General features: G+C 60.5%; 20 protein-coding genes and 1 pseudogene. 11 read left to right on the top strand and 10 right to left on the bottom strand.

Features of this window, described 5'->3' with window-relative positions:
• Positions 1 to 54: 54 nt before the first annotated feature.
• The 5 genes from B9Z43_RS08015 to B9Z43_RS08035 all read right to left on the bottom strand — a co-directional run bounded on the left by B9Z43_RS08015 (position 55) and on the right by B9Z43_RS08035 (position 6,220).
• A complete protein-coding gene (locus B9Z43_RS08015) occupies positions 55 to 294 on the bottom strand; it encodes a Fis family transcriptional regulator (RefSeq protein WP_108324319.1) in 240 nt (79 codons plus the stop codon).
• Entirely contained in the window at positions 291 to 1,322 is a 1,032-nt protein-coding gene (dusB, locus tag B9Z43_RS08020) for a tRNA dihydrouridine synthase DusB (RefSeq protein WP_108324320.1), read from the bottom strand. Before dusB ends, B9Z43_RS08015 begins: the two co-directional genes overlap by 4 nt.
• A gap of 125 nt (positions 1,323 to 1,447) precedes the next feature.
• Positions 1,448 to 3,397: an ATP-binding protein gene (locus B9Z43_RS08025; RefSeq protein ID WP_158270085.1), complete on the bottom strand. Its 1,950-nt coding sequence runs from the start codon at positions 3,395 to 3,397 to the stop codon at positions 1,448 to 1,450.
• 61 nt (positions 3,398 to 3,458) lie between these two features.
• Positions 3,459 to 4,013 (bottom strand): YfiR family protein, encoded by a 555-nt coding sequence (locus B9Z43_RS08030; RefSeq protein WP_158270086.1) that lies wholly within the window; start codon positions 4,011 to 4,013, stop codon positions 3,459 to 3,461.
• Between the two features lie 11 nt (positions 4,014 to 4,024).
• On the bottom strand, positions 4,025 to 6,220 hold the full coding sequence (locus tag B9Z43_RS08035; protein ID WP_146183884.1) for a TonB-dependent siderophore receptor: 2,196 nt from the start codon (positions 6,218 to 6,220) through the stop codon (positions 4,025 to 4,027).
• Positions 6,221 to 6,409: 189 nt separating this feature from the next.
• Here B9Z43_RS08035 and B9Z43_RS08040 point away from each other — a divergent pair, with 189 nt between their 5' ends.
• Entirely contained in the window at positions 6,410 to 6,886 is a 477-nt protein-coding gene (locus B9Z43_RS08040) for a YqaA family protein (protein WP_108324675.1), read from the top strand.
• A 63-nt stretch (positions 6,887 to 6,949) separates the two neighbouring features.
• Here B9Z43_RS08040 and ychF read toward each other — a convergent pair whose 3' ends face one another.
• Positions 6,950 to 8,041, bottom strand: coding sequence for a redox-regulated ATPase YchF (ychF, locus tag B9Z43_RS08045; protein ID WP_108324324.1), 1,092 nt, complete (start codon positions 8,039 to 8,041; stop codon positions 6,950 to 6,952).
• Between the two features lie 157 nt (positions 8,042 to 8,198).
• Between ychF and B9Z43_RS08050 the strand changes: the two genes are divergently transcribed.
• The 5 genes from B9Z43_RS08050 to B9Z43_RS08070 all read left to right on the top strand — a co-directional run bounded on the left by B9Z43_RS08050 (position 8,199) and on the right by B9Z43_RS08070 (position 13,398).
• Positions 8,199 to 9,359, top strand: coding sequence for an FAD-dependent monooxygenase (locus B9Z43_RS08050; protein WP_108324325.1), 1,161 nt, complete (start codon positions 8,199 to 8,201; stop codon positions 9,357 to 9,359).
• A gap of 38 nt (positions 9,360 to 9,397) precedes the next feature.
• A complete protein-coding gene (locus tag B9Z43_RS08055; RefSeq protein WP_108324326.1) occupies positions 9,398 to 10,105 on the top strand; it encodes a DsbC family protein in 708 nt (235 codons plus the stop codon).
• Positions 10,102 to 10,560, top strand: coding sequence for a DUF3429 domain-containing protein (locus B9Z43_RS08060; protein ID WP_108324327.1), 459 nt, complete (start codon positions 10,102 to 10,104; stop codon positions 10,558 to 10,560). Before B9Z43_RS08055 ends, B9Z43_RS08060 begins: the two co-directional genes overlap by 4 nt.
• 85 nt (positions 10,561 to 10,645) lie before the next feature.
• Positions 10,646 to 12,409 carry a M61 family metallopeptidase gene (locus tag B9Z43_RS08065; RefSeq protein ID WP_108324328.1) on the top strand — a complete coding sequence of 588 codons (1,764 nt, stop codon included), beginning with the start codon at positions 10,646 to 10,648 and terminating at the stop codon, positions 12,407 to 12,409.
• Positions 12,410 to 12,420: 11 nt separating this feature from the next.
• On the top strand, positions 12,421 to 13,398 hold the full coding sequence (locus B9Z43_RS08070) for a putative transporter (RefSeq protein ID WP_108324677.1): 978 nt from the start codon (positions 12,421 to 12,423) through the stop codon (positions 13,396 to 13,398).
• A gap of 63 nt (positions 13,399 to 13,461) precedes the next feature.
• Here B9Z43_RS08070 and paaK read toward each other — a convergent pair whose 3' ends face one another.
• Genes paaK through B9Z43_RS08085 form a run of 3 tightly spaced genes read right to left on the bottom strand, consistent with a single transcriptional unit; the run spans position 13,462 to position 16,024 of the window.
• On the bottom strand, positions 13,462 to 14,763 hold the full coding sequence (gene paaK / locus B9Z43_RS08075; protein WP_108324329.1) for a phenylacetate--CoA ligase PaaK: 1,302 nt from the start codon (positions 14,761 to 14,763) through the stop codon (positions 13,462 to 13,464).
• Positions 14,764 to 14,783: 20 nt separating this feature from the next.
• Entirely contained in the window at positions 14,784 to 15,221 is a 438-nt protein-coding gene (gene paaI, locus B9Z43_RS08080; protein WP_369910099.1) for a hydroxyphenylacetyl-CoA thioesterase PaaI, read from the bottom strand.
• The gene (locus B9Z43_RS08085; RefSeq protein WP_108324331.1) at positions 15,221 to 16,024 is read right to left on the bottom strand and encodes an enoyl-CoA hydratase-related protein; all 804 of its coding nucleotides are present in this window, start codon (positions 16,022 to 16,024) and stop codon (positions 15,221 to 15,223) included. The genes paaI and B9Z43_RS08085 overlap by 1 nt, the downstream gene beginning before the upstream one ends.
• A 171-nt stretch (positions 16,025 to 16,195) precedes the next feature.
• Here B9Z43_RS08085 and B9Z43_RS08090 point away from each other — a divergent pair, with 171 nt between their 5' ends.
• Positions 16,196 to 16,975 (top strand): enoyl-CoA hydratase, encoded by a 780-nt coding sequence (locus tag B9Z43_RS08090; protein WP_108324679.1) that lies wholly within the window; start codon positions 16,196 to 16,198, stop codon positions 16,973 to 16,975.
• A 255-nt stretch (positions 16,976 to 17,230) separates the two neighbouring features.
• Here B9Z43_RS08090 and B9Z43_RS08095 read toward each other — a convergent pair.
• A pseudogene (locus B9Z43_RS08095) lies at positions 17,231 to 17,506 on the bottom strand (addiction module antidote protein); the annotation flags it as partial.
• 180 nt (positions 17,507 to 17,686) lie between these two features.
• Here B9Z43_RS08095 and B9Z43_RS08100 point away from each other — a divergent pair.
• The 4 genes from B9Z43_RS08100 to B9Z43_RS08115 are packed head-to-tail and all read left to right on the top strand — an operon-like array spanning position 17,687 to position 21,528.
• Entirely contained in the window at positions 17,687 to 18,886 is a 1,200-nt protein-coding gene (locus tag B9Z43_RS08100; RefSeq protein ID WP_108324333.1) for an ABC transporter substrate-binding protein, read from the top strand.
• Between the two features lie 22 nt (positions 18,887 to 18,908).
• Entirely contained in the window at positions 18,909 to 19,793 is an 885-nt protein-coding gene (locus tag B9Z43_RS08105) for a branched-chain amino acid ABC transporter permease (RefSeq protein ID WP_108324334.1), read from the top strand.
• Between the two features lie 27 nt (positions 19,794 to 19,820).
• The gene (locus B9Z43_RS08110; protein WP_108324335.1) at positions 19,821 to 20,759 is read left to right on the top strand and encodes a branched-chain amino acid ABC transporter permease; all 939 of its coding nucleotides are present in this window, start codon (positions 19,821 to 19,823) and stop codon (positions 20,757 to 20,759) included.
• Positions 20,752 to 21,528 carry an ABC transporter ATP-binding protein gene (locus B9Z43_RS08115; protein ID WP_108324336.1) on the top strand — a complete coding sequence of 259 codons (777 nt, stop codon included), beginning with the start codon at positions 20,752 to 20,754 and terminating at the stop codon, positions 21,526 to 21,528. Before B9Z43_RS08110 ends, B9Z43_RS08115 begins: the two co-directional genes overlap by 8 nt.
• The last annotated feature ends 2 nt before the right edge of the window (positions 21,529 to 21,530 follow it).

The raw sequence follows: 21,530 nt of genomic DNA on the forward strand, positions 1-21,530 counted from the left end.
GTACAGGGTTACGGCCTAGGGTGTGCGGCGGCTGGGCATGCGCTCAGCCTGAATTCATTTGAGGAGATCGTGCTCCAGCAATTTCTTGCGCAGGGTGTTGCGGTTCAGGCCCAGCCATTCGGCGGCACGCGACTGGTTTTGACCCGACTGGGCCATGACCACGTCGAGCAAGGGCTTTTCGACCAGCTTGACCAGCATGTCATACAGACCGGCAGGGTCGGTGCCGTCCAGGTCGCGGAAATAGGTTTCCAGGTTGCCCCGGATGCAGTGTTCAATCGATTGTGGTTCGCTCATGCCAATGTCTCCAAAACCGGCTGCACTGCCATGACGGGCAAGCGGTCCATCTGGCTGGCCAGGCCATCCAGAAAGCTCGCCACCGCGTCCAGCTGCTGCTGCGCCGTTTCGAGGGTGTTCATGTGTTTTCTGAAAAGGTCACCGCCTGGCAGTGCATGCACGTACCAGCCAATGTGTTTGCGTGCCGAGCGCACGCCGGTGTATTCACCATACAGGCCATAGTGGTCTTGCAGGTGCTCGAGCAGGGCGCGGCGCACCTCGGCCACCAGCGGCGGGGCCAGGTGTTCACCCGTGGCCAGGAAGTGGCCGATCTCGCGAAAGATCCAGGGGCTGCCTTGTGCGGCGCGGCCAACCATCACGGCGTCGGCACCGGTGAACCGGAGCACGTCGCGGGCTTTTTCGGGGGAGTCGATGTCGCCGTTGGCAACCACCGGAATCTTGAGCGCGGCTTTGACGGCGGCCACGGTGTCGTATTCGGCCAAGCCTTTGTAACCCTGCTCGCGGGTGCGGCCGTGCACGGTGACCATCTGCACGCCTGCGGCTTCGGCGGCGCGGGCCAGGCTCAGGGCGTTCTTTTCGGCGTCGCACCAGCCGGTGCGCATCTTCAGCGTCACGGGCACGCCGTGCGGCAAGGCGGCCTCCACCACGGCCGAGATGATGTCCAGCGCCAGCGGCTCGTCTTGCATCAGGGCCGAGCCGGCCCATTTGTTGCAGACTTTCTTGGCGGGGCAGCCCATGTTGATGTCGATGATCTGCGCACCCCGGTCGATGTTGTAACGCGTGGCGTCGGCCATCATCTGCGCCTCGGTACCTGCGATCTGCACCGCAATCGGGCCGGGTTCACCCTCGTGGTTGGCGCGGCGCGATGTTTTGAGCGAAGCCCACAAATCAGGCCGCGAAGTGACCATTTCGCTCACCGCGTAGCCCGCCCCGAACTGCCTGCACAGCTGGCGAAACGGCCTGTCCGTCACCCCGGCCATGGGGGCGACAAACAAGTTGTTCGGCAATAGGTAAGGACCAATCTGCATGACTGGGAGTGGGCTCGAAGGGGGTTTGCTTAAAAAGGAGGCACGATTGTAATTGCTTAATATTTCAGCAAATGAAAGCTGGGTGTGTTAGGCAAAACAGCCGCCCCAGAACGAGGCGGAAGAACTCAAGAACGGCTCGAGGGCTCCGCCACTTGCGGCTGACGCAACCACCGTCCCATCAACTCAAGTATCTGCCTGCGCATGAAGGGCTTGGTCAGGTAATCGTCCATACCGGCAGCCAGGCAATTGGCCTTGTCATCGGCCAAGGCATTGGCGGTCAACGCCAAGATGGGTCTGCGCACGGTGCCCAGCGCCACTTCTCTGGCACGGATGGCCTTGGTCGCCGCGATGCCGTCCATCTGGGGCATCTGCACATCCATCAAAATGATGTCGTAGGGTTCGACCGCGCTCAGCTCAACCGCTTCCTGACCATTGTGGGCCTGCAAAACACGGCAACCTGCGGTCTTGAGCATGGTGACCAGAATTTCACGGTTCACATCGTTGTCTTCCGCAATCAGCACTGTGCAATCGAGCGACAGGGGCACCTGCGCAGCCAGGGTGTTTTGCTCCACAGGCATGTCCTTGAGGCGCGGACCACACACCTCGAACCAGAAACACGAGCCTTGGCCCAAATGGCTGCGAAAGCCGACCTGCCCCCCCATGAGTTCAGCCAACTGGCGCGAAATGACCAAGCCCAGACCACTGCCGCCGTAACGCCGGGCCATCGAAATGTCTGCTTGCGAGAAGGCACTGAACAGCCGCTGCGCGTCCTCTTCGCTGATGCCGATGCCGGTGTCCTGCACGGTGCAGCGCACCCGGATTTGGCCGTCGGCCTGGGTGGTGTGCGTCAAGCTCACCGTGACTTGCCCTTGTTCGGTGAATTTGACAGCATTCGAAATCAGGTTACTGATGATTTGCGTGAAGCGATGTGGATCACCCAAAATCATCAAAGCAGCGCCATCGGCCGGCGGCTCAAAGACCAGCTTGAGCCCCTTGTCTTGGGCATGCGGCTCAAACAAGGCGCTGACCTGCCTGGCCGCCAGCTCGGGCGCATACGGCACTTTTTCCAGGTGCAACATGCCCGCTTCGATTTTCGAAAAATCAAGGATATCGTTGATCAAATACAAAAGCGTCGACGACGATGTACTGATCATGCTGATGAGTTTCTTTTGCTGCTCACTGGGGTCAGTCGAGCCCAACAACTCCGACACACCGATCAAACCATTGAGTGGTGTGCGAATCTCATGGCTCATGTTGGCCAGGAATTGGCTCTTGGCTCGGTTGGCCGCATCGGCATGCTCTTTGGCCAGCAGCAATTCGGCCGTGCGGGCTTGTACTTCAGACTCCAGCTCCTGGCTGTATTGGCCCAAGGCTTTGTCCTTGTGTTCAATCTGGTCCAGCATGGAGTTGAAACCTGCCACGAGCTCCCCAATTTCATCTTGGCTCTGGACTTGGGCACGTTGGCTGTAGTCGTGCACCCGGGTGATGCGCCCCATCACATCGGCCAAATCCAAAACGGGCTGAATGATCACCGCAATCCAGCGCCCCAAAAAGTGGCGAACCAAGGTGTAAGCCAGCCACATGGCCACCACAGCCACCAACAAGGTGATGGCAATGTCCCACCAAAAGTTATCCAAACGCGTGCGCACCACCACCACACCAATTTGCTCACCGTCTTGCACGATGGGCAATCGGATCGTGTAGCGGCTGAACGAAAGCAGCGACGAACGCTCACCTTTGATCAGGTCAGAGGGCACCGGTTCTGGCTGACGCGCGCCGTCCTTAACCAAGGGGTAATGCGCAAAGGGTTTGGCGCGGGAGGGGTCGACATAGATGTCCACCATCTCCACATTCTTGATGTGCCGGAAAATTTCCAGCTGTTTTTGAGCACCATCTTGGTCATCAAAACGGACAGCGGCTGCATTGCTCTCGGCGGCCAATTCAGCCAGACTTTTGGCCGCCGCCTGCGTGGCTTGCAAGGTCTGACTGGCTTGCCAAAGTGAGGTGACCACGAAGAACAACAGCAACACGCACCAAATTCCCAATGCCAAGATGTGGTTGAGCTTCTGCTGCATGGGCAGATGCAAAAGTCTTTCTCGACGCCAGAAATTCATGCGCAATACTGTACGAAGTTTTTTACCGGATCACGGCCCTGGCCAATTTCAGCATTTGACTGCTGGCTTTGATGTTAGATTTTTGCAAGTTCAGCAAGTTCACGTCGAATCCCACACGGTCGTCGCTGAAAACCAGTGACAAGTGTGCACCCAAGTCCATGGCCTGGCGAGCATCGCTGACCAATAAAACTTGCGAGTTGCCCAGTTGGCGTGCGGCAGCAGACAAAAGACGTGCATCGCTCTCACCGATAAAAGCCATGGCGCAATCCTTGATCTGGTCCATGGGCACATCTTTGCGCACCAGGATTTCACGGCCTTGCGCCATGCGGCGGTTCAAACTGAGCATGGCCCCATTGAGGTCATCTTTGCCCACCACACAGAGCCGGATCGCCTTGTCATCGGTCCCAGACATTTCCACAAATTTGGCGAAGTTATACACATACGCCGCCTTGATGCGGTCAGCTGTTTGCATGTCCGGTTGGGCGTTCACGGTCAGCGCGAAAGTACCGATCAGGCCGCAAAGACTGCGAGCCAGAAAACGTACTGCGGTCAACAAGAATTGAAGGTACATGTTCATGGTCATGTCCTTCAAAAACGCACCACCGCTTGAACCATCGCGCTGCGTTGTATGTCGTAGGCTCGGGTCACGGGGAAAATGTTGATGAATTCGGTGTGGCGGTCTTTCAGCAGGTTCCGCCCTTGCACGGACAACTCCGTATTGCGGTTGAATTGCCAGGCCAAGCGCATGTCCAGCCCAGTGTAGGGCGCCAGACGGGTCATGTCCGTGCTGTTGAGTGTGTAGTGCCGGGTTTCCGAGTTGTACCGCAAGCGGACGTTCAGATTCAGATCGTTGCCAAGACTGAAATTGTTCTGCAGCGAGAACTGGTGACGGGGCGCGCTGTTTTCAAACGCCCGCACCTGAATATCCCCCAGGGAATCGCCCGAATACTCGCCCTTGACGCGCAAGTGGCTGTAAGAAGATTGGATTTTCCACCATGTTTGAGGGTGCCACTCGACCGAGACCTCTGCGCCCCAAGAACGGGCTTTGTCCACGTTGGTGTTGTAGCCTGCCAAGGTGAAATAACAAACACCTGGTCCATACACGGCGGCGCAGCCCAAAGCTTCAGGCAAGCCGGAAACAGGATTGCTCAACATGCGAGCACCACGCAGATGGCTGTAATCGGTCAAGAACAGCGACGTGTCCACACTGAAGAAGTTGGAAAACTGCTTGCGCCAGCCGCCCTCCAAGCTGAGGGCCTGCTCGGCCTGCAATGAAGCATGGGCACGTGGCGACACCTGCGTGACGGCTGTCAGCATGTTGGCGGGCAAGTTAAGACCCGTCATCGCATTCAAATTGGCAGCATCTTGCGCGCTGATGTCCAGCGTGGCCAGACTCTCGGTGCGGCGCGATGAGCGCACCGACCGCGACAAGGCGCCCCAATAAGCTTCGTTCTGGCCTGGCGTGTAAAGCGCACGCACATTGGGCTGGATGTTGAAGCCGGTCAAGCCGTCTTTCTCAAACTTGGAGCCCCAAATCAGTTTGAACCGCTCGGGCACAAGGGTCACTTCGTCGTGCACGAACGCGCTGTAGTTCAAGCGCTGGCTTTTGCCCTCGAGCAACATGTAGGGCGAGGCAGGCAAAATCAAATTGTCTGACGTGTAACGCAGATTCAGGCCCCAGATGAAGTCGTGATCACCTCGGATGTTGCGCTGCTGGAAATCCACATCGGCATCGGTTTTCTCCCCGCCCATCTGGAGCAGGTAAGGCGCGACAGCCAACGGTTGGGTGGCGCCGGTACCCGAGCCCCAGATACCGGTGTGGATGGACCGGTCTTTGTCCAGGGACGCCTGCAACACATTCTCCGAGCCCCCAGCTGTCTTCCATGCATAGCGGGCTTGTACGGCAGCGCCCTCACCCACATCTGAGAGTGCACTGCTGCGGGCAAACGGTGTGGTCGGATCGCTGTAGGCCAGCACCGACGGGGTCCCCCAATAATCTTTGGAACGATCCTGGTAGACCTCGGCTTTCACCATCAACTGCCCACCGTCCACCCGTGGCTCGAGCTTCACGCCCAAGCGCTTTTGGCGAGCACTGTCCACGCCCATCAAACCAGAATCACGCTCAAGCGAAGCACCTGCAGTGCCGACTTTGCCATACAGCTTGAAATAGCCCCCCTGAGCAAGCGCGTCACCATGGGTGAACGAAGTTGACGCCAATTGGCCTGAGCCCAATGTGGCACTGACCATCGAGCCTTGGCTCGCAGCAGCGGACCTCGTCACGATGTTGATCACCCCATTCATGGCATTGGTGCCCCACAACGCAGCACCAGGGCCACGGATGACTTCGATGCGTTCGATGTCCTCCATCACGGCGTCTTGCGTCTCCCACAGCACACCGGAGAACAAAGGCGAATAAACGCTGCGACCGTCCACCTGCACCAGCAACTTGCTGGAAAAGCGCTCGTTGAAGCCCCGTGAGCTGACGGCCCAGCGGTTGCGGGAAATTTGCGCCACGTTGAGCCCAGGCACCAAGCTCAAGACCTCGGGAATGGACTGCGCACCAGAGCGACGGATTTCTTCCGCCGAAATCACATACGCTGCGGCCGCCATATCGGCCACACGCTGCTCTTTTCTGGACATCGACATCAGGCGGTAATCCACCAGCTCTTCAAGCGACATGTCCAGGAACTCGTTGCTCGCCGCCGAGGCAACTGTGGCCTGAACAGCCAACGACAGAAGTGACCATCGCCAGAATGGCGTGCCACTTATCCTTTTTTGAATCATCAACAGCTCCCTGCGGGGTTTTGGGCCTGACCCATATCAATCATTAGATTTTACATTTGTAGATTTTTAAGTGCATAAAGGAATCTAAAAACTGATCAATTCAACAAATTTAATTCATCACAACTTTGCAATGTTCGGAGTCATCCGTGGCCGATGCTGCAAGCAGCAAGGACCGCTACACTGGCCCGCATGGAACTTTGGCTCACTCAACTCCTGCAATGGCTGGCGCTGCCTGAATTCGGTCTGAGCACCGTGTTTGTCGTATCTTTCATCTCAGCCACGCTGCTGCCGATGGGGTCTGAGCCTGCGGTCTTTGGGCTGATCAAGCTCAACCCCGACTTGTTCTGGTCAGCCATCACCGTAGCCACTGTCGGTAACACCTTGGGCGGCATGTTCAGTTGGTGGATGGGCTGGGGCTCGCGCAAGGTGTCCAAACGCTGGAGCAACTCGGCCCAGCATGTCAGGGCGCTGGCGTGGCTGGAAAAACTGGGGCCCAAGGCCTGCTTGCTGTCTTGGCTGCCCGGGGTGGGCGATCCCTTGTGTGCGGTGGCTGGCTGGCTGCAGATGCCTTTGTGGCCTTGCACGCTGTACATGGCCATTGGCAAATTCGCGCGTTACTTGATGATGACAGGGGCCTTGCTCTGGGTGTTTCCCGGTCACGCCTGAAACGTTGCTCCGCAAATGAAAAAGCCGCTCTTTAAAGCGGCTTTTTGGACGTCGTGAATCAGCTCAGGAGCTGAACAGGAAGTTCATCACGTCGCCGTCCTTGACCACGTACTCCTTGCCTTCGGCGCGCATCTTGCCCGCATCCTTGGCGCCTTGCTCGCCCTTGAAGGCGATGAAGTCGTCAAACGCGATGGTCTGGGCGCGGATGTAGCCTTTTTCAAAGTCGGTGTGGATCACGCCAGCGGCCTGCGGGCCGGTGTCGCCCACATGGATGGTCCAGGCGCGCACTTCTTTCACGCCAGCGGTGAAGTAAGTTTGCAGGCCCAGCAAGTTGTAGGCCGAGCGGATCAGGCGGTTCAGGCCGGGCTCTTCTTGACCCAGCTCCTTCAAGAACTCCAGGCGGTCCGCGTCGTCCATCTCGGACAGCTCGGCTTCGATCTTGGCGCAAATGGCCACCACGGGCGCGTTTTGCTTGGCGGCAAAGGCCTTGAGACGGTCGAGGAAGGGGTTGTTCTCAAAGCCGTCTTCCGACACGTTGGCCACGAACATGGCGGGTTTGGCCGTGATGAAGAAGAACTGCTTGAGTTCGGCGCGCTCTTCCTTGCTGAAGTCGATGGTGCGCACCGGCTGGGTATCGTTCAGGGCCGCTTGGCACTTTTCCAGGATCGCCATTTGCTTGACGGCTTCCTTGTCGCCCGAGCGGGCGATTTTGCTCACGCGGTGGATGGCTTTTTCGGCAGCGGCCAGGTCGGCCAGGCACAGCTCGGTCTGGATGACCTCGATGTCAGCAATCGGGTCCACCTTGTTGGCAACGTGGATCACATTGTCATCTTCAAAGCAGCGCACCACATTGACGATGGCGTCGGTTTCGCGGATGTGCGCCAAAAACTTGTTGCCCAGGCCTTCGCCCGTGCTGGCCCCTGCCACCAAACCCGCGATGTCCACAAACTCCACGATGGCCGGCACGATGCGCTCGGGCGTGATGATTTCGGCCAACTGCTGCAAGCGAGGATCAGGCACCTCAACCACACCGGTGTTGGGCTCGATGGTGCAAAAGGGGTAGTTCTCAGCGGCAATGCCGGCTTTGGTCAGGGCGTTGAAAAGGGTGGATTTGCCAACGTTGGGCAAACCCACGATGCCGCATTTGAGGCTCATGGAAGGCTTTCGGTGATTCGGGAGATAACCGATGATTTTAACGGCTGGGACTGCCGCCCCTGGCCCCACTGCGGCTTGAATGCAAAAGACCCGCGCAGCCTGAGGTGCCAAGAGCCTGCCGGCTCGCCGGGCCGAGTCCGCCACCTACAATGCAGCCATGGCAAACCAACCCGATATTTGCATCCGAGGCGCCGGCATTGTGGGCCGCACTTTGGCCCTGTTGCTGGCCCGCGAACGGCTGCGCGTGGCGCTGGTCGAGGCGCCCGCTCCGGCCTGCGGCGCCGATGTGCGGGCCTACTCGCTCAACAGCGCTGCGCAGCGCATGCTGCAAGACCTGCGCTGCTGGCCAGACGCTCCGGCGGTCACCCCGGTGCACCAGATGCAGGTCTTTGGCGACCAGGGCGGAGAGTTGACCTTTGGCGCCCAAGCCATGGGCGCAGGTGAGCTCAACTGGATGGTGGACGTGCCCGTGCTCGAAGCGCGTCTGACCGCTGCTGTGCAGTTTCAACCCCAGATCGAAGTGGTGCAGGCCCCCGTCGCCGCGCCGCTCACAGTGATTTGCGAAGGCCGTGCCAGCCAGACGCGCGCCGAGCTGGGCGTGGCGTTTGACATCACCGCCTACGAACAACACGCGGTGGCCACCCGCTTGCGCTGCGAACTGCCCCACGGCGGCGTGGCTCGGCAATGGTTCACCTGGGGTCAGGTGCCAGGCCGGTCCGAAGCCCAGGCCGAGATTTTGGCGCTGCTGCCACTGGACGGCGAAGGCGGCCACGACGTGGCGCTGGTGTGGTCCGTCCACCCCTTGCGCGTGCCCCAGCTGATGGGCCTGAGCGCCGAAGACTTTGCCAGCGAACTCGGCCAAGCATGCCGCATGGCCCTTGGCCACATGACGCTGAGCGCTGAACGAGCGGTCTGGCCCTTGCAACTGGCCCGTGCCTCACGCTGGATTGGCGAGATGCCCGGCACCACGAAACAGGCATTTGCTCTGGCCGGTGATGCGGCCCACGCCATGCACCCCCTGGCAGGCCAAGGCCTGAACGTGGGCCTGGCCGATGTGGCCGAGCTGGTACGCGTGATCCAGGCCAAAGAATTCTGGCGCCCTCTGCATGACAGCAAGCTGCTGCGCCGCTACGAACGCGCCCGCCAAGCCGATGTGCAGGCCATGGGCTTTGTCACCGATGGCCTGCAGCGCCTGTTTGCACAGCCCGGCCCGGTCTGGCAAAACCTGCGCAACTGGGGCATGCGCGGCTTTGACCGCAGCGGCCCTTTGAAAAACTGGATGACCCGCCAGGCCATGGGCCAAGACGCTGCCGCCTGAGCATCTGCTACCGAACACCGACACCGAAAGAGAGCCACATGAAGTTTGTACGCCCCTTGCTGATCGCACTCCTGACACTGGCCATCAGCCCGGTCTTTGCGCAAGAAGCCACCATCCGCAAAAGCCTGAGCGAACGCCTGCCCAATTTGCCCAAGATCGACGAGATCAGCAAAACCCCCATGAACGGCCTGTACGAAGTGCGCATGGGCAGCGACATCATGTACAGCGATGCCGACGGCAGTTTTCTGATCCAGGGCACGCTGATCGATGTCAAACAGCGTCGCAACCTGACCGAAGAACGCGTGGAGAAACTCTCGGCCATCGCGTTTGACCAACTGCCCTTGAAAAACGCCTTCACCCAAGTGCGTGGCAACGGCAAGCGCAAACTGGTCGTGTTTGCCGATCCGAACTGCGGTTACTGCAAGCGCTTTGAAAAAGACCTGCAAAAACTCGACAACGTGACGATCCACCACCTGGTCTACCCCATCCTGGGCGAAGACTCCAAAGTCAAATCCAAAAACATCTGGTGCGCCAAAGACAAGGCCAAAAGCTGGAACGACTGGATGATCAACAACACCACGCCCGCCAACGCCAATTGCGACACCGCTGCCATTGACGCCACCGTCGAGTTTGGCAAGAAAAACCGCATCACCGGCACACCCACTTTGTTCTTTGCCGATGGCACACGCGTGCCCGGTGCCGTGCCGATCGCGCAAGTCGAGAAACTCCTGGCTGACATCAAATGAACACGCTCAAGCACCCCGAAGACGCCACCTGGCGCCTGATCCGCCGCCTGGGCTTTGGTGGCCTGATTCCTTTTGTGTTTCTGGCCCTGTGCCTGTGGCTGGTCGGGCCTGATTTGCACCCCTATGTGGCGCTGGCCATGCAAGGCTATGGCGCGGTGATCGTGTCGTTTTTGGGCGGCATCCATTGGGGCGTGGGCTTTCGCAACGCACTGATCACTCCCGAAGCGCCACGCATCCATTTCACCTGGGGCGTGGCCCCCTCCATCCTCGCGTGGGTGGGCGTGATGATGCCGGCCTTTGCGGGCTTGCCCCTGCTGGGTTTTGTGCTGATCGGCTGCTACCTGATGGACCGCCGCACCTGGCCTGCCGCAGGCTTGGCACCTTGGCTGCCGATGCGCTTGCAGTTGACCATCGTGTCTGCGCTCAGCTGCTTTTTGGCAGCGGGCGCAACCTGAGCTGAGCACAGCCACCCAGGCGAGCGCCTTGCCGTGACGTCTGCTGCCCAGGCCTGCGACACCCCACTGTCAACCGAAATCACACATGCCCGCCATCCACTACGCCATTGAAGCCGCCGACCTGCACGCCCACCTGTTTCGGGTGACGCTGACCATTGCTGAGCCTGCGGCGCAGCAAACCGTATCACTGCCAGTCTGGATTCCGGGCAGTTATCTGGTGCGCGAGTTTTCCAAAAACCTGCAGGGCCTGAAGACCCAACAAGGCCGTCGCAAGCCTGCGCTGGTGCAACACGACAAATGCACTTGGCACATCGCTTGCCGCGCAGGTGAGCCGCTGGTGCTGCGCTACGAGGTCTATGCCTTCGACAACTCGGTGCGCACCGCCTGGCTGGACAGCCAACGCGGCTTTTTCAACGGCACCAGCTTGTGCCTGCGGGTGCATGGCCAAGAAGCACAAGCGCACCACGTGCAGCTCTTGCCCGTCAAAGGCCAAGCCCCGTGGCAAGCGGCCACCGGCCTGACACCGGTCAAAGTCGACAAGCGCGGCTTCGGGCTTTACACCGCCGCCGACTACGACGAACTGGTCGACTGCCCGGTAGAGCTGGGCGCTTTCTGGTCGGGCAGCTTCAACGCTTGCGGCATACCGCACCGCTTTGTGGTGGCGGGTGCCCTGCCATCGTTTGACGGCGACCGCTTGCTGGCCGACACGCAAAAAATCTGCGAAGCCGAAATCCGCTTTTGGCACGGCCAAGGCAAATCGGCTGGGCAAAAAGCCCCCTACAAAAATTACCTGTTCATGCTCAACGCGGTGCACGACGGCTACGGTGGCCTGGAGCACCGCAACAGCACCGCGCTGATCTGCAAGCGCGCCGACCTGCCACGGCAAAACGGCCCCCGCAGCAGCGAGGGCTACACCACGCTGCTGGGCCTGATCAGCCACGAATACTTCCACACCTGGAACGTCAAGCAACTGCGCCCGGATGCGTTTGCGCGCTACGACTACACACAAGAAAACTACACCCAGCTGCTGTGGTTCTTTGAAGGCTTCACCAGCTACTACGACGACCTGCTGCTGCGCCGCGCAGGGTTGATCGACGATGCCGATTACATCCAGCTGTTGAACAAAACCATCACCCAAGTGCAGCAAACGCCAGGCCGCCATGTGCAGACCGTGGCCCAGGCCAGTGCCGACGCCTGGGTGAAGTACTACCGCCAGGACGAAAACACCCTCAACGCCACCGTGAGCTACTACACCAAGGGGGCGCTGGTGGCCCTGTGCCTGGACCTGTCTTTGCGCCAGGAAGGCCAAGGCCACACGCTCGACGATGTGATGCGAGGCCTGTACAAGCGCTGCAAAGCCGGACCCATGCGCGAGCAAGACCTGCTGGACGAACTGCAAGCCCAGACCGGCCGCAGCTGGCAAGCCGAAATCGCCGCATGGGTGCACGCCACCGCCGAATTGCCCGTGGCGCCACTGCTCAAAGGCCAGGGCGTCCAGATCCATGTGGAGACCGGCAGCTTTGCCGACCGCCTGGGCCTGCGCCACACCGACAGCGCCAGCGGCGTGCAGATCAAAGCGGTGCAACGCGGCAGCGCCGCCGAACAGGCGGGCCTGGCCGCCCGTGACGAATGGCTGGGCATGGACGTCGGCGCCAAAGGCCAGGGCGGCAGCTGGCGCATTGCCAAACTCGCCGAAGTGCCCGAATTGCTGGGCAAAGAACGGCAACTCACCGCACTGGTCTCGCGCGACCGGCAACTGCTTCGCCTGCCGCTCACAGTGCCGCAGCAAAGTTCGGTCTGGCGACTCGAAATGGCCAAAGACCGCACCAGCCCTTGGCCGGCAGCCTGAAAGGCATCTCGATGTTCCGTGCATTTTTTGGCCACAAACGCTGGTGGGTCTGGGCCTGGTTGGGCAGCGCCTTGATCTTGCTGGGCACCTGGTACAAGGTGCAACTGAGCGTGCAGATCAACGACTGGTTTGGGGCGTTCTACGACTCGGTGCAAAAGGCCCTGAGCCAACCCGGCTCCATCACCGAAGCGAGCTATCTGGGCTTGCTGCTGAGCTTCTTCCAGATCGCTGGCATTTTTGTGCTGGTGGCCGTGCTGCAAGAGTTTTTCGCCAAGCACTTCGTGTTCCGCTGGCGCACCGCCATGAACGACTTTTATGTGGCGCATTGGTCACGGCTGCGCCAGATCGAAGGCGCCTCACAGCGCGTCCAAGAAGACACCATGCGCTTTGCACGCCTGATGGAAACACTGGGCCTGGGCCTGATGGACAGCCTGCTGACCTTGATGGCCTTTCTGCCCATCTTGTGGACACTGTCCGAGAAAGTCACGGCTTTGCCCTGGATCGGCCCGGTGCCACATTCGCTGGTCTATGTGGCTTTGCTGTTCGCGATTTTGGGCACCGTGCTGTTGGCCGGCGTGGGCGGCAAATTGCCCGGTCTGGAATACGCCAACCAACGCGTGGAAGCGGCTTACCGCAAGGAACTGGTGATCGGCGAAGACGACCCACTGCGCGCCGCGCCGCCCACACTCAAGGCCTTGTTCACCGCCGTGCGCACCAACCACTTTCGCATGTACTTTCACTACATGTATTTCGATGCCGCCAAGTGGAGCTACCTGCAAGCGGGCGTGCTGGTGCCCTACATCGCGCTGGCGCCCAGCATCGTGGCGGGCGCTTTCACGTTGGGTGTGATGGAGCAGATTGCCCGTGCGTTTTCGCAAGTGCAAGAGTCCTTCCAGTACCTGGTGCGCAGCTGGTCCAGCATTGTGGAACTGGTGTCGGTGTTCAAGCGCTTGCGGGCGTTTGAAAAAACGCTGCAAGACAGCCCATGAAAAAACCCCGACCGACTGGGCCGGTCGGGGTTTTTCTTGGAGCCCTGCCCTGACGGGTACGCTTCACTTGCCGCGCAAATCCACCACGCGTTTGGCCTTGCCCTGGCTGCGCTCCACGCCGCCTTCGGCCTTGAGCTCGATCGCCACGCTGGAGCCAATGTAGACCTTGATTTCGTGCTGCAGCATCTTGGCAGCAGCACGGGCTTCGATGCTCTCGGGTGACACACCGGGCTTGGTCTCGATGACGACTTTCAAATCGTCCATCGGACCTTCACGGGTCAACACGCACTGGTAGTGCGGTGCCAGTTCGGCGCGCTTCAAGATCAGCTCTTCGATCTGGCTGGGGAACACGTTCACGCCACGGATGATCATCATGTCGTCGCTGCGGCCGGTGATCTTTTCCATGCGGCGCATGGTGCGGGCCGTGCCGGGCAACAGGCGCGTCAGGTCGCGCGTGCGGTAGCGGATGATGGGCAGCGCTTCTTTGGTGAGGCTGGTGAACACCAGCTCGCCCATCTCGCCGTCGGCCACGGGCTCGCCGGTTTCGGGGTTGATGATCTCGGGGTAGAAATGGTCTTCCCAGATGGTCGGACCATCTTTGGTTTCGATGCACTCGCTGGCCACGCCCGGGCCCATGACTTCGGACAAGCCATAAATGTCCACCGCGTCAATCGCCATGCGTTTTTCGATGGCGGCGCGCATGTCGTTGGTCCAAGGCTCAGCGCCGAAGATGCCGATGCGCAGCGAGCTGCTCTTGGGGTCGATGCCTTGGCGCTCAAACTCGTCGGCAATGGCCAGCATGTAGCTGGGCGTGACCATGATGATGTTGGATTGGAAATCCTGGATCAGCTGCACCTGGCGCTCGGTCTGACCGCCGCCAAAAGGCACCACGGTGAGGCCCAGTTTTTCTGCACCGTAGTGCGCGCCCATGCCGCCCGTGAACAGGCCGTAACCGTAGCTGATGTGCACCATGTCGCCGGGTTGGGCACCGCCTGCCCGGATGCTGCGGGCCACCACGGTGGACCAGGTGTCGATGTCCTTGAGCGTATAGCCCACCACCGTGGGCTTGCCGGTGGTGCCGCTGGAGGCGTGGATGCGGGCGCAGTTTTCACGCGGCACGGCAAACATGCCAAAGGGGTAGCTGTCGCGCAGGTCTGACTTGGTGGTGAAGGGGAACTTGGCGATGTCGGCCAGGCTCTTGCAGTCGTCGGGGTGCACGCCTGCTGCATCAAACTTGGCGCGGTACACCGGCGAGTTAGCATAAGCGTGCTGCAAGGTTTGCTGCAGGCGCTTGAGCTGCAGGCTGCGCAGCTCGTCGATGCTGGCCTTTTCAATCGGCTCTAAGGGGAAGGCTTTTTGGCTCATGAAAACTCCAAAGATTCAATTCATTCCGGCACCACGGTGCCCGGGATCTGCGCGCTCTTGCCACGGAACATGGCGATCACTTCGCCGTTTTGGTTCGTGACCTTCATGTCGTAAATGCCATGGCGGCCGCTCAGGGTCTGCTCGATGCCTTCGCAGGTCAGCACATCGCCCAACTTGCCGGGCTTCAAAAATTCGATGCTGCAGCCCGCAGCCACCGCGTTCTTGTTGTAGCTGTTGCAGGCAAAGGCAAAGGTCGAATCGGCCAGCGTGAAGATGAAGCCGCCGTGGCAAATTTGGTGGCCGTTCAGGTGCAACGCTTTGACTTCCATGCGGATCACGGCGCGGCCCGGCTCGCAGGCCAGCAGCTGCATGCCCATGGTGTCTTTGGAGGCCACGTCCACGGCGAACATGGTTTCGCCCACTTGGCGAGCGAGGGTTTGGGGGTCCAGCGTGCTCATCATTCGCCTTTGAATTGCGGTGCGCGTTTTTGCAAGAAGGCGTTCACGCCCTCCATGTAGTCGTGCGTTTTGCCCAGTGCCGATTGCGTGTCACGCTCGACATTCAGGTGCGCGTCCAGCGAGCGTGTGCCCGCGTCGCGCAGCAAGTGGCGGGTGGCGACCAGCGCCTTGGTCGGCATCACGGCCAGTTTGTCGGCCAGCGCCAGCGCAGCGGCCACACAGTCCTCGGCCACATCCCAGATCAAGCCCCACTCCTTGGCCTTGTCGGCGCTCAGCTTGTCACCCGTCATGGCCAGCGCCATGGCGCGGGGCAGGCCCAGGCGCTCGACCAGCAGCCAGCTGCCACCCGCATCAGGGATCAAACCAATCTTGCTGAAGGCCTGCACAAAACTGGCCGCAGGTGCGGCAATCGCGATGTCGCAGGCCATGGCCACCGATGCACCCGCGCCAGCGGCCACGCCGTTGACCGCACAAATGACAGGCATGCGCAGCGACTGCAGGCGGCGCGTGGTCGGGTTGAAAGCATCGTGGATGACCGGACCGGGGTCGGCGCGCTCGAGCAAGCCGGGGCCAGGGGTGAAATCGAGTTCGGACAAATCCAGACCGGCGCAAAAGCCGCGACCCGCACCGGTCAATACCAAGGCGCGCACAGCCGGATTGGCTTCGGCCTGGTCCAGCGCGGTCCACAGGGTCTGGTGCATTTCGCGGGTGAAACTGTTGAGGGCTTGCGGGCGATTGAGGGTGACCAGCGCCACTGCGCCTCGCACTTCGTACAACACCGACGGGATCACGGATTCGGTCATGGAATTTCTCCTTAACCTGCGAATTTACCATTAACCGACCGAGCGGTTGGTTAATGTTTTCCCCTAGTGAGTCGACTTGGCTGGTGCTGCGCTGCGCCCGGTTTGACAGACTGGCGGCAGCTGCCTTGGTTATAGTGGCCTTTGCAATTCACATCCCTTTTGGAGAAGTCCTTGAGCTACGAAAACATCGAAGTCCGCACCGAAGGCGGCCAAGTCGGCATCATCACCCTCAACCGCCCCAAGGCACTCAACGCCCTGAACGGCCCGCTCATGGACGAGCTGGGTGCCGCGCTCAAGGCCTTTGACGCCGACGAAGCGATCGGCTGCATCATCGTCACCGGCAGCGAAAAAGCCTTTGCCGCTGGCGCCGACATCTCGGCCATGGCCAAGTACAACTTCCACGAGGTCTACAAACAGGACTTCATCACCCGCAACTGGGAAACCATCCGCTCGATCCGCAAGCCCGTGATCGCCGCCGTGGCCGGTTTTGCCTTGGGTGGCGGCTGCGAGCTGGCCATGATGTGCGACTTCATCATCGCCGCTGACAACGCCAAATTTGGCCAGCCTGAAATCAAGATCGGCATCATCCCCGGCGCAGGCGGCACGCAGCGCCTGCCCCGCGCCATGGGCAAATCCAAAGCGATGGACCTGGTGCTGACTGGCCGCATGATGGACGCCGCCGAGGCCGAGCGCGGTGGTCTGGTCAGCCGCGTGGTGCCGCTGGACAAGTTGATGGACGAAGCCTTGGGCGCCGCCCTGATGATCTGCGGCTACGGCCAGCTGTCGGTGATGGCCGCCAAAGAGAGCGTGAACCGCGCCTTTGAAAGCGGCTTGAGCGATGGCGTGATGTTCGAGCGCCGCATGTTCCACAGCCTGTTTGCCACCGCCGACCAGAAAGAAGGCATGGACGCCTTCCTGAACAAGCGCGCACCGAACTTTGTGAACGGCTGATGCGTGAGGGCCCTGAACACCAGGGCCCCAAAGCAAAAAACCCCAACTCCTTGGAGTTGGGGTTTTGTACTTGGTGGTGAATGGCTCACCACTCAGGAACTTTCTATTGGCACTCATGCGTGCCAGAGAGTACTAGGGCGTTAATGCGCGGTAGTGTCTTAGCCAACCGATAGATCAGACTTACATCAACGAACTGTACCTACTCAGCTTCAAATCCGTTCACTGGAATTGAACCCAAATCCACAACTACCGCACTTAGCCCACATGCAACGGCTGTGCGTGGAGCTTGATTCCCAGCGCAGCCGTGACTTGCAAGATGGTGGCAAAGCTGGGGTTGCCCTCCCCTGACAACGCCTTGTAGAGGCTTTCCCTGCCCAGCCCCGTATCGCGTGAAAGTTGTGACATGCCCTTGGCTCGGGCAATGGTGCCTAGAGCCTTGGCAATAAAGGCCGCCTCATCCCCCGCCTCTTGCAGGCATGCCTCCAGATAAAGCGCCATGTCCTCTTCGGTTTTGAGGTGTTCTGCGCTATCTCACTAAGTTGCTCGAAAACGATGAGGTATCGCGATACATCCAGAATGCCCAGCCGGATGTTTTTTCTGAATTCGTCAGCTGTTGCGGCGGCGGCAACACAGCGTGAACGTTTTTGAAATTGCGCAGCCATGAGCGCTCCAGCACAGTACGCCTCCATCACATAACCTGGAGACAAACCGATGACATCCCGTTCCATCCGCCGTGCACTTTCCCTCGTGCCTATAGTCGCAGCGCTCATCAGCAGCGCCGCTCAAGCCCAGACCCGCGAAGTCAAAATCTACGCTTTCGGCGCCAAGAGCGGCGTGGTGCGCATCTTTGGTCTTAACAGCGAAGCGGCCATGAAGGCCGCTGCAGAGCAGATCAACAAAGCGGGTGGCGTGACGCTGGGCGACGGCGCCAAAGGCAAGCTGGCCATCGAATACCTGGACGACCGTTGCAACGCCGAAGAAGGCATCAACGCTCTGCGTCGCATCGCCGCACAACCCGATGCCTTCGTGGCGGTCGGCCCCACTTGCAGCAACGTGGCTGAACCGGTGTTCGGCATCCTGCAAAAGAAAGTGGGCGACGCCAGCGACTCGGGTCTTCAGTTCCCGATCTACACCGACGTGGCCGCCAAAGGCGGTCTGGCCTCGATGTCGCAATGGTCTTTCCGCAACGTGCCCAGCGAAGCGGCCATGTACAAAAGCCTGTTCGAGTGGATCAAAGCCACACGTCCGGAAGTCAAAACCATCTGGGGCGGTGTCGAAAAAGACTTTGCACACAGCAACGCCACATTCAACGTGATGAAAGACTTCGCGACCAAGGCTGGCTTTGAAGTCAAAGGCCAAAGCGAATGGCTGCTGGCTGACACCAGCTTCTCCACCCAAGTGCGTGAAATGCGCCGTGGCGAAGCCGACCTGGTTATGATCTCGGCCCACCCCTTCACCACCTGCGGCGCGCTCAAGGAAATGCAGCGCCAAAACGTCAAGCCCAAAATGCTGGTGGGCCTGACCAGCTCCTCCAGCCTGGAAACCCTGCAAGGCTGCGCTGCTCAAGCCGAAGGCCTGGTCATCCCGACCAGCTTTGCACCCGTGACAGACCAGGCGCGTCAAGCGGCCAAAGCCGTCCAGACAGCCGGTGCCAACATGGACCTGCACAACGCCGCCGCCTGGGAAAACATCTTCACGCTGAAGGACCTGATCGAAAAAGCCAAGATCATGGCCAAGCCCGACACCGCCCAGGCTGATCGCAACAAGATCCGCGAAGCCCTCGCCGGCATGAAGGAAACCAACGGCCTGCTGGGCAAGATCGGTCGCATGGATGACCGTGAAGCCATCAAGCCTTTCCTGTTCGTGCAGGCCAAAAAGGGCGAATGGGCCGTGGCCCACAAGCCCAACTGATTGCGCCTGACAGGAGAAGACAATGACCTGGATCGACCTGCTGGACCTTGTGCAGTCCGTGTTTGACGGCGTGATGTTTGGAACGACCTATGCGCTGATTGGCATCGGCTTCACGCTCATCTTTGGCGTGATGCACAAGATCAACCTGTCTTATGCCGCCGCCTCCATCGGCGCGGCCTACCTCAGCCTGCTGGTCGTCCAGATTGCACCCACACCCCTGGTGTACCTGAGCGCCGCCCTGCTGGGCGGTGTGCTTGGTGCGTTGGTGTACCTGGTGTGCTTTCGCTTCCTGCCGCTGAACCAGCCGCTGGCCACACTGATGTCCACCGTGGGCATGTTGCTTCTGCTCGAAGAAGCCATCGTGCACGCCACCGCGGGCATGCCGCAAAACTACCCCTCGCTGTTTGCCGGTGTGGTGTTCGATGTGGGACCCTTCATGGTGCGCGGCGACTTGCTGTTCGTCTTCGGACTGGGTTGCGCCGCGATGGTGGGCCTCAAGCTCATGCTGGAGAAAACCCGTTTGGGCCTGGCCACGCGTGCCGTGGCGCAGCAGTCAGTGGCTGCGCGCCTGTGCGGCATGAGTGTGTCCACCACCAACGCCACGACCTTCATCATCGCGGGCTTTCTGGGTGGCACGGCTGGCGCCATGACTGGCGCAGCGATTGGTGTGCTCTCGCCCCTGTTGACACTGCCCATGACCATCAAGGGTCTGGTGGTCACCGTCATCGGTGGCCTGGGCAGCATCCCCGGTGCCATCATCGCGGGCCTGGTGGTGGGTGGTGTGGAAAACCTCTTTCAATTTTTGCGCGGCGTCAGCGAGCGCGACATCTACGTGATGCTCATGCTGTTCGCCTTCTTGGTGTTCCGTCCCGGTGGCCTGTTTGCGGCACCCGGCGGTCGCGACTGAACCAGACCCTCATCCGGAATTCGAATCATGGATTTTTACCTCGGCTTGTTGCAAGTCATTGGCGTGCATTCACTGCTGGGCCTGTCGGCTTGGTGCGTGCTGCACACGGGTCAGGTCAGCCTGGCCCAGGGTGGTTTCTTTGCCATTGGCGCTTATGGCGCGGGCATGCTGACCACCATGTTCGGCTGGCCACTGGGCTGGGCCTTGCTGGTCGCTGCCTTGCTGGCAGGCGCTGTGGCGGTGGCAGTGGGGTTCCCCGCGCTGCGCGTCAAGGGCCTGATGCTGGTGGTGGCCACCACCGCCTTTGCCGAAATCGTGCGCCTGGTGTTTTTCAACCTCTCGTGGAAGGTGAAGACACCGCAGGGCCTGATCGGTCCGGACGGTGGTCTGGGCTTTGGTGGCATCCGTTACTTTCAGGCCAATGCCTGGAGTAGCGTGCAGGTGTTGCTGTTGATCTGGGGCCTGGTGGCACTCGTGATGCTGCTGTTGTGGTCGCTGGACCGCACCCGCATCGGCACGCTGTGGCGCGCCGTGGGTGAGGATGAAGTGGCCGCCCAAAGCGCGGGCATCAACCTGACGGCGGCCAAGGTTTCGGCCTTTGGCATCGGCGGGGCCATCGCAGGTCTGGCAGGTGGCCTGTTCAGCCACAACACCACCCACATCGAGCACGGCAACTTCACCATCTTGCTGGCCACCTTTGCCATCGCCTACCCCATCCTGGGCGGTCTCAAAAGCCTGGCGGGCACGCTGGTGGCTGTGGTGTTCATTCAGGGCGTGCTGGTCGAAGGCCTGCGCTTTTTGGGCGACTGGCGCAGCCTGCTGTTTGGCGCGCTGATCCTGCTGGTGATGCTGGTGCGCCCCGGTGGCGTGCTGGGTGCGCCATTGCGCTGGCCCTCGTTCAAGCGTCACGCTGCGGCATCGACCACTGACCTCATGATCTCTGCCGAAAGGACCCGCCATGCTTGAACTTCGCCATGTGTCCCGCCACTTTGGCGGCGTCAAAGCCGTGGACGGCCTGGACATGCAGGTGCGCCAGGGTGAAATCCTGGGCCTGATCGGTCCCAACGGTTCAGGCAAAAGTACCACCGTGAACCTGATCTCGGGCCTGTACACGCCATCGGGCGGCAGCGTCATGTTTCAGGGCGAAGACATCTCGGCCCTGCCCACCCACCTGCGTGCCCAGCGTGGGATTGCCCGCACCTTCCAGAACATCCGCCTGTTCTCGCAACTGAGCGTGTGGCAGAACCTCTGGGCCGCACGCGTTGAACGCAGCAGCGGCTGGGACGGCTTCAAGGCTCGCTGGCTCGCAGGATCCAACCAAGGCCGTGAACAGGCCGAGCAAATCCTCGAATTCAGCGGCTTGCAGGGCAAGCGCGATGTGCTGGCCGGGAACCTGGCCTTTGGCGAACAGCGCCGCCTGGAGCTGGCCCGCGCGGCGGTGTCGGGCGCGCCGCTCTTGCTGCTGGACGAACCGGCCGCTGGCATGAACGCATCTGAAATCGAAGACTTGGACCAGCGCATACGTGCCCTGCGCGACCAGGGCCGCACGGTGGTGCTGATCGAACACCACATGGAGCTGGTCATGGGCGTGTGCGACCGCGTGGTGGTCCTGAACTTCGGCCGCAAGATCGCCGAAGGTGCACCGCAAGAAGTGCAGAACGACCCGCAAGTGCGCGCCGCCTACCTGGGCGCCGACGATAACGACGAACTGATGAACGCCGCACTCGCGGCCTGAGG

It is taken from the genome of Limnohabitans sp. MMS-10A-192 (assembly GCF_003063335.1).
GTDB lineage: Bacteria > Pseudomonadota > Gammaproteobacteria > Burkholderiales > Burkholderiaceae_C > Limnohabitans_A.

Coding starts and splice junctions, on each gene's coding strand:
- B9Z43_RS08015 (WP_108324319.1), bottom strand. CDS start 294: ATGAGCGAACCACAATCGATTGAACACTGCATCCGGGGCAACCTGGAA.
- dusB (WP_108324320.1), bottom strand. CDS start 1,322: ATGCAGATTGGTCCTTACCTATTGCCGAACAACTTGTTTGTCGCCCCC.
- B9Z43_RS08025 (WP_158270085.1), bottom strand. CDS start 3,397: ATGCAGCAGAAGCTCAACCACATCTTGGCATTGGGAATTTGGTGCGTG.
- B9Z43_RS08030 (WP_158270086.1), bottom strand. CDS start 4,013: ATGAACATGTACCTTCAATTCTTGTTGACCGCAGTACGTTTTCTGGCT.
- B9Z43_RS08035 (WP_146183884.1), bottom strand. CDS start 6,220: ATGATTCAAAAAAGGATAAGTGGCACGCCATTCTGGCGATGGTCACTT.
- B9Z43_RS08040 (WP_108324675.1), top strand. CDS start 6,410: ATGGAACTTTGGCTCACTCAACTCCTGCAATGGCTGGCGCTGCCTGAA.
- ychF (WP_108324324.1), bottom strand. CDS start 8,041: ATGAGCCTCAAATGCGGCATCGTGGGTTTGCCCAACGTTGGCAAATCC.
- B9Z43_RS08050 (WP_108324325.1), top strand. CDS start 8,199: ATGGCAAACCAACCCGATATTTGCATCCGAGGCGCCGGCATTGTGGGC.
- B9Z43_RS08055 (WP_108324326.1), top strand. CDS start 9,398: ATGAAGTTTGTACGCCCCTTGCTGATCGCACTCCTGACACTGGCCATC.
- B9Z43_RS08060 (WP_108324327.1), top strand. CDS start 10,102: ATGAACACGCTCAAGCACCCCGAAGACGCCACCTGGCGCCTGATCCGC.
- B9Z43_RS08065 (WP_108324328.1), top strand. CDS start 10,646: ATGCCCGCCATCCACTACGCCATTGAAGCCGCCGACCTGCACGCCCAC.
- B9Z43_RS08070 (WP_108324677.1), top strand. CDS start 12,421: ATGTTCCGTGCATTTTTTGGCCACAAACGCTGGTGGGTCTGGGCCTGG.
- paaK (WP_108324329.1), bottom strand. CDS start 14,763: ATGAGCCAAAAAGCCTTCCCCTTAGAGCCGATTGAAAAGGCCAGCATC.
- paaI (WP_369910099.1), bottom strand. CDS start 15,221: ATGAGCACGCTGGACCCCCAAACCCTCGCTCGCCAAGTGGGCGAAACC.
- B9Z43_RS08085 (WP_108324331.1), bottom strand. CDS start 16,024: ATGACCGAATCCGTGATCCCGTCGGTGTTGTACGAAGTGCGAGGCGCA.
- B9Z43_RS08100 (WP_108324333.1), top strand. CDS start 17,687: ATGACATCCCGTTCCATCCGCCGTGCACTTTCCCTCGTGCCTATAGTC.
- B9Z43_RS08105 (WP_108324334.1), top strand. CDS start 18,909: ATGACCTGGATCGACCTGCTGGACCTTGTGCAGTCCGTGTTTGACGGC.
- B9Z43_RS08110 (WP_108324335.1), top strand. CDS start 19,821: ATGGATTTTTACCTCGGCTTGTTGCAAGTCATTGGCGTGCATTCACTG.
- B9Z43_RS08115 (WP_108324336.1), top strand. CDS start 20,752: ATGCTTGAACTTCGCCATGTGTCCCGCCACTTTGGCGGCGTCAAAGCC.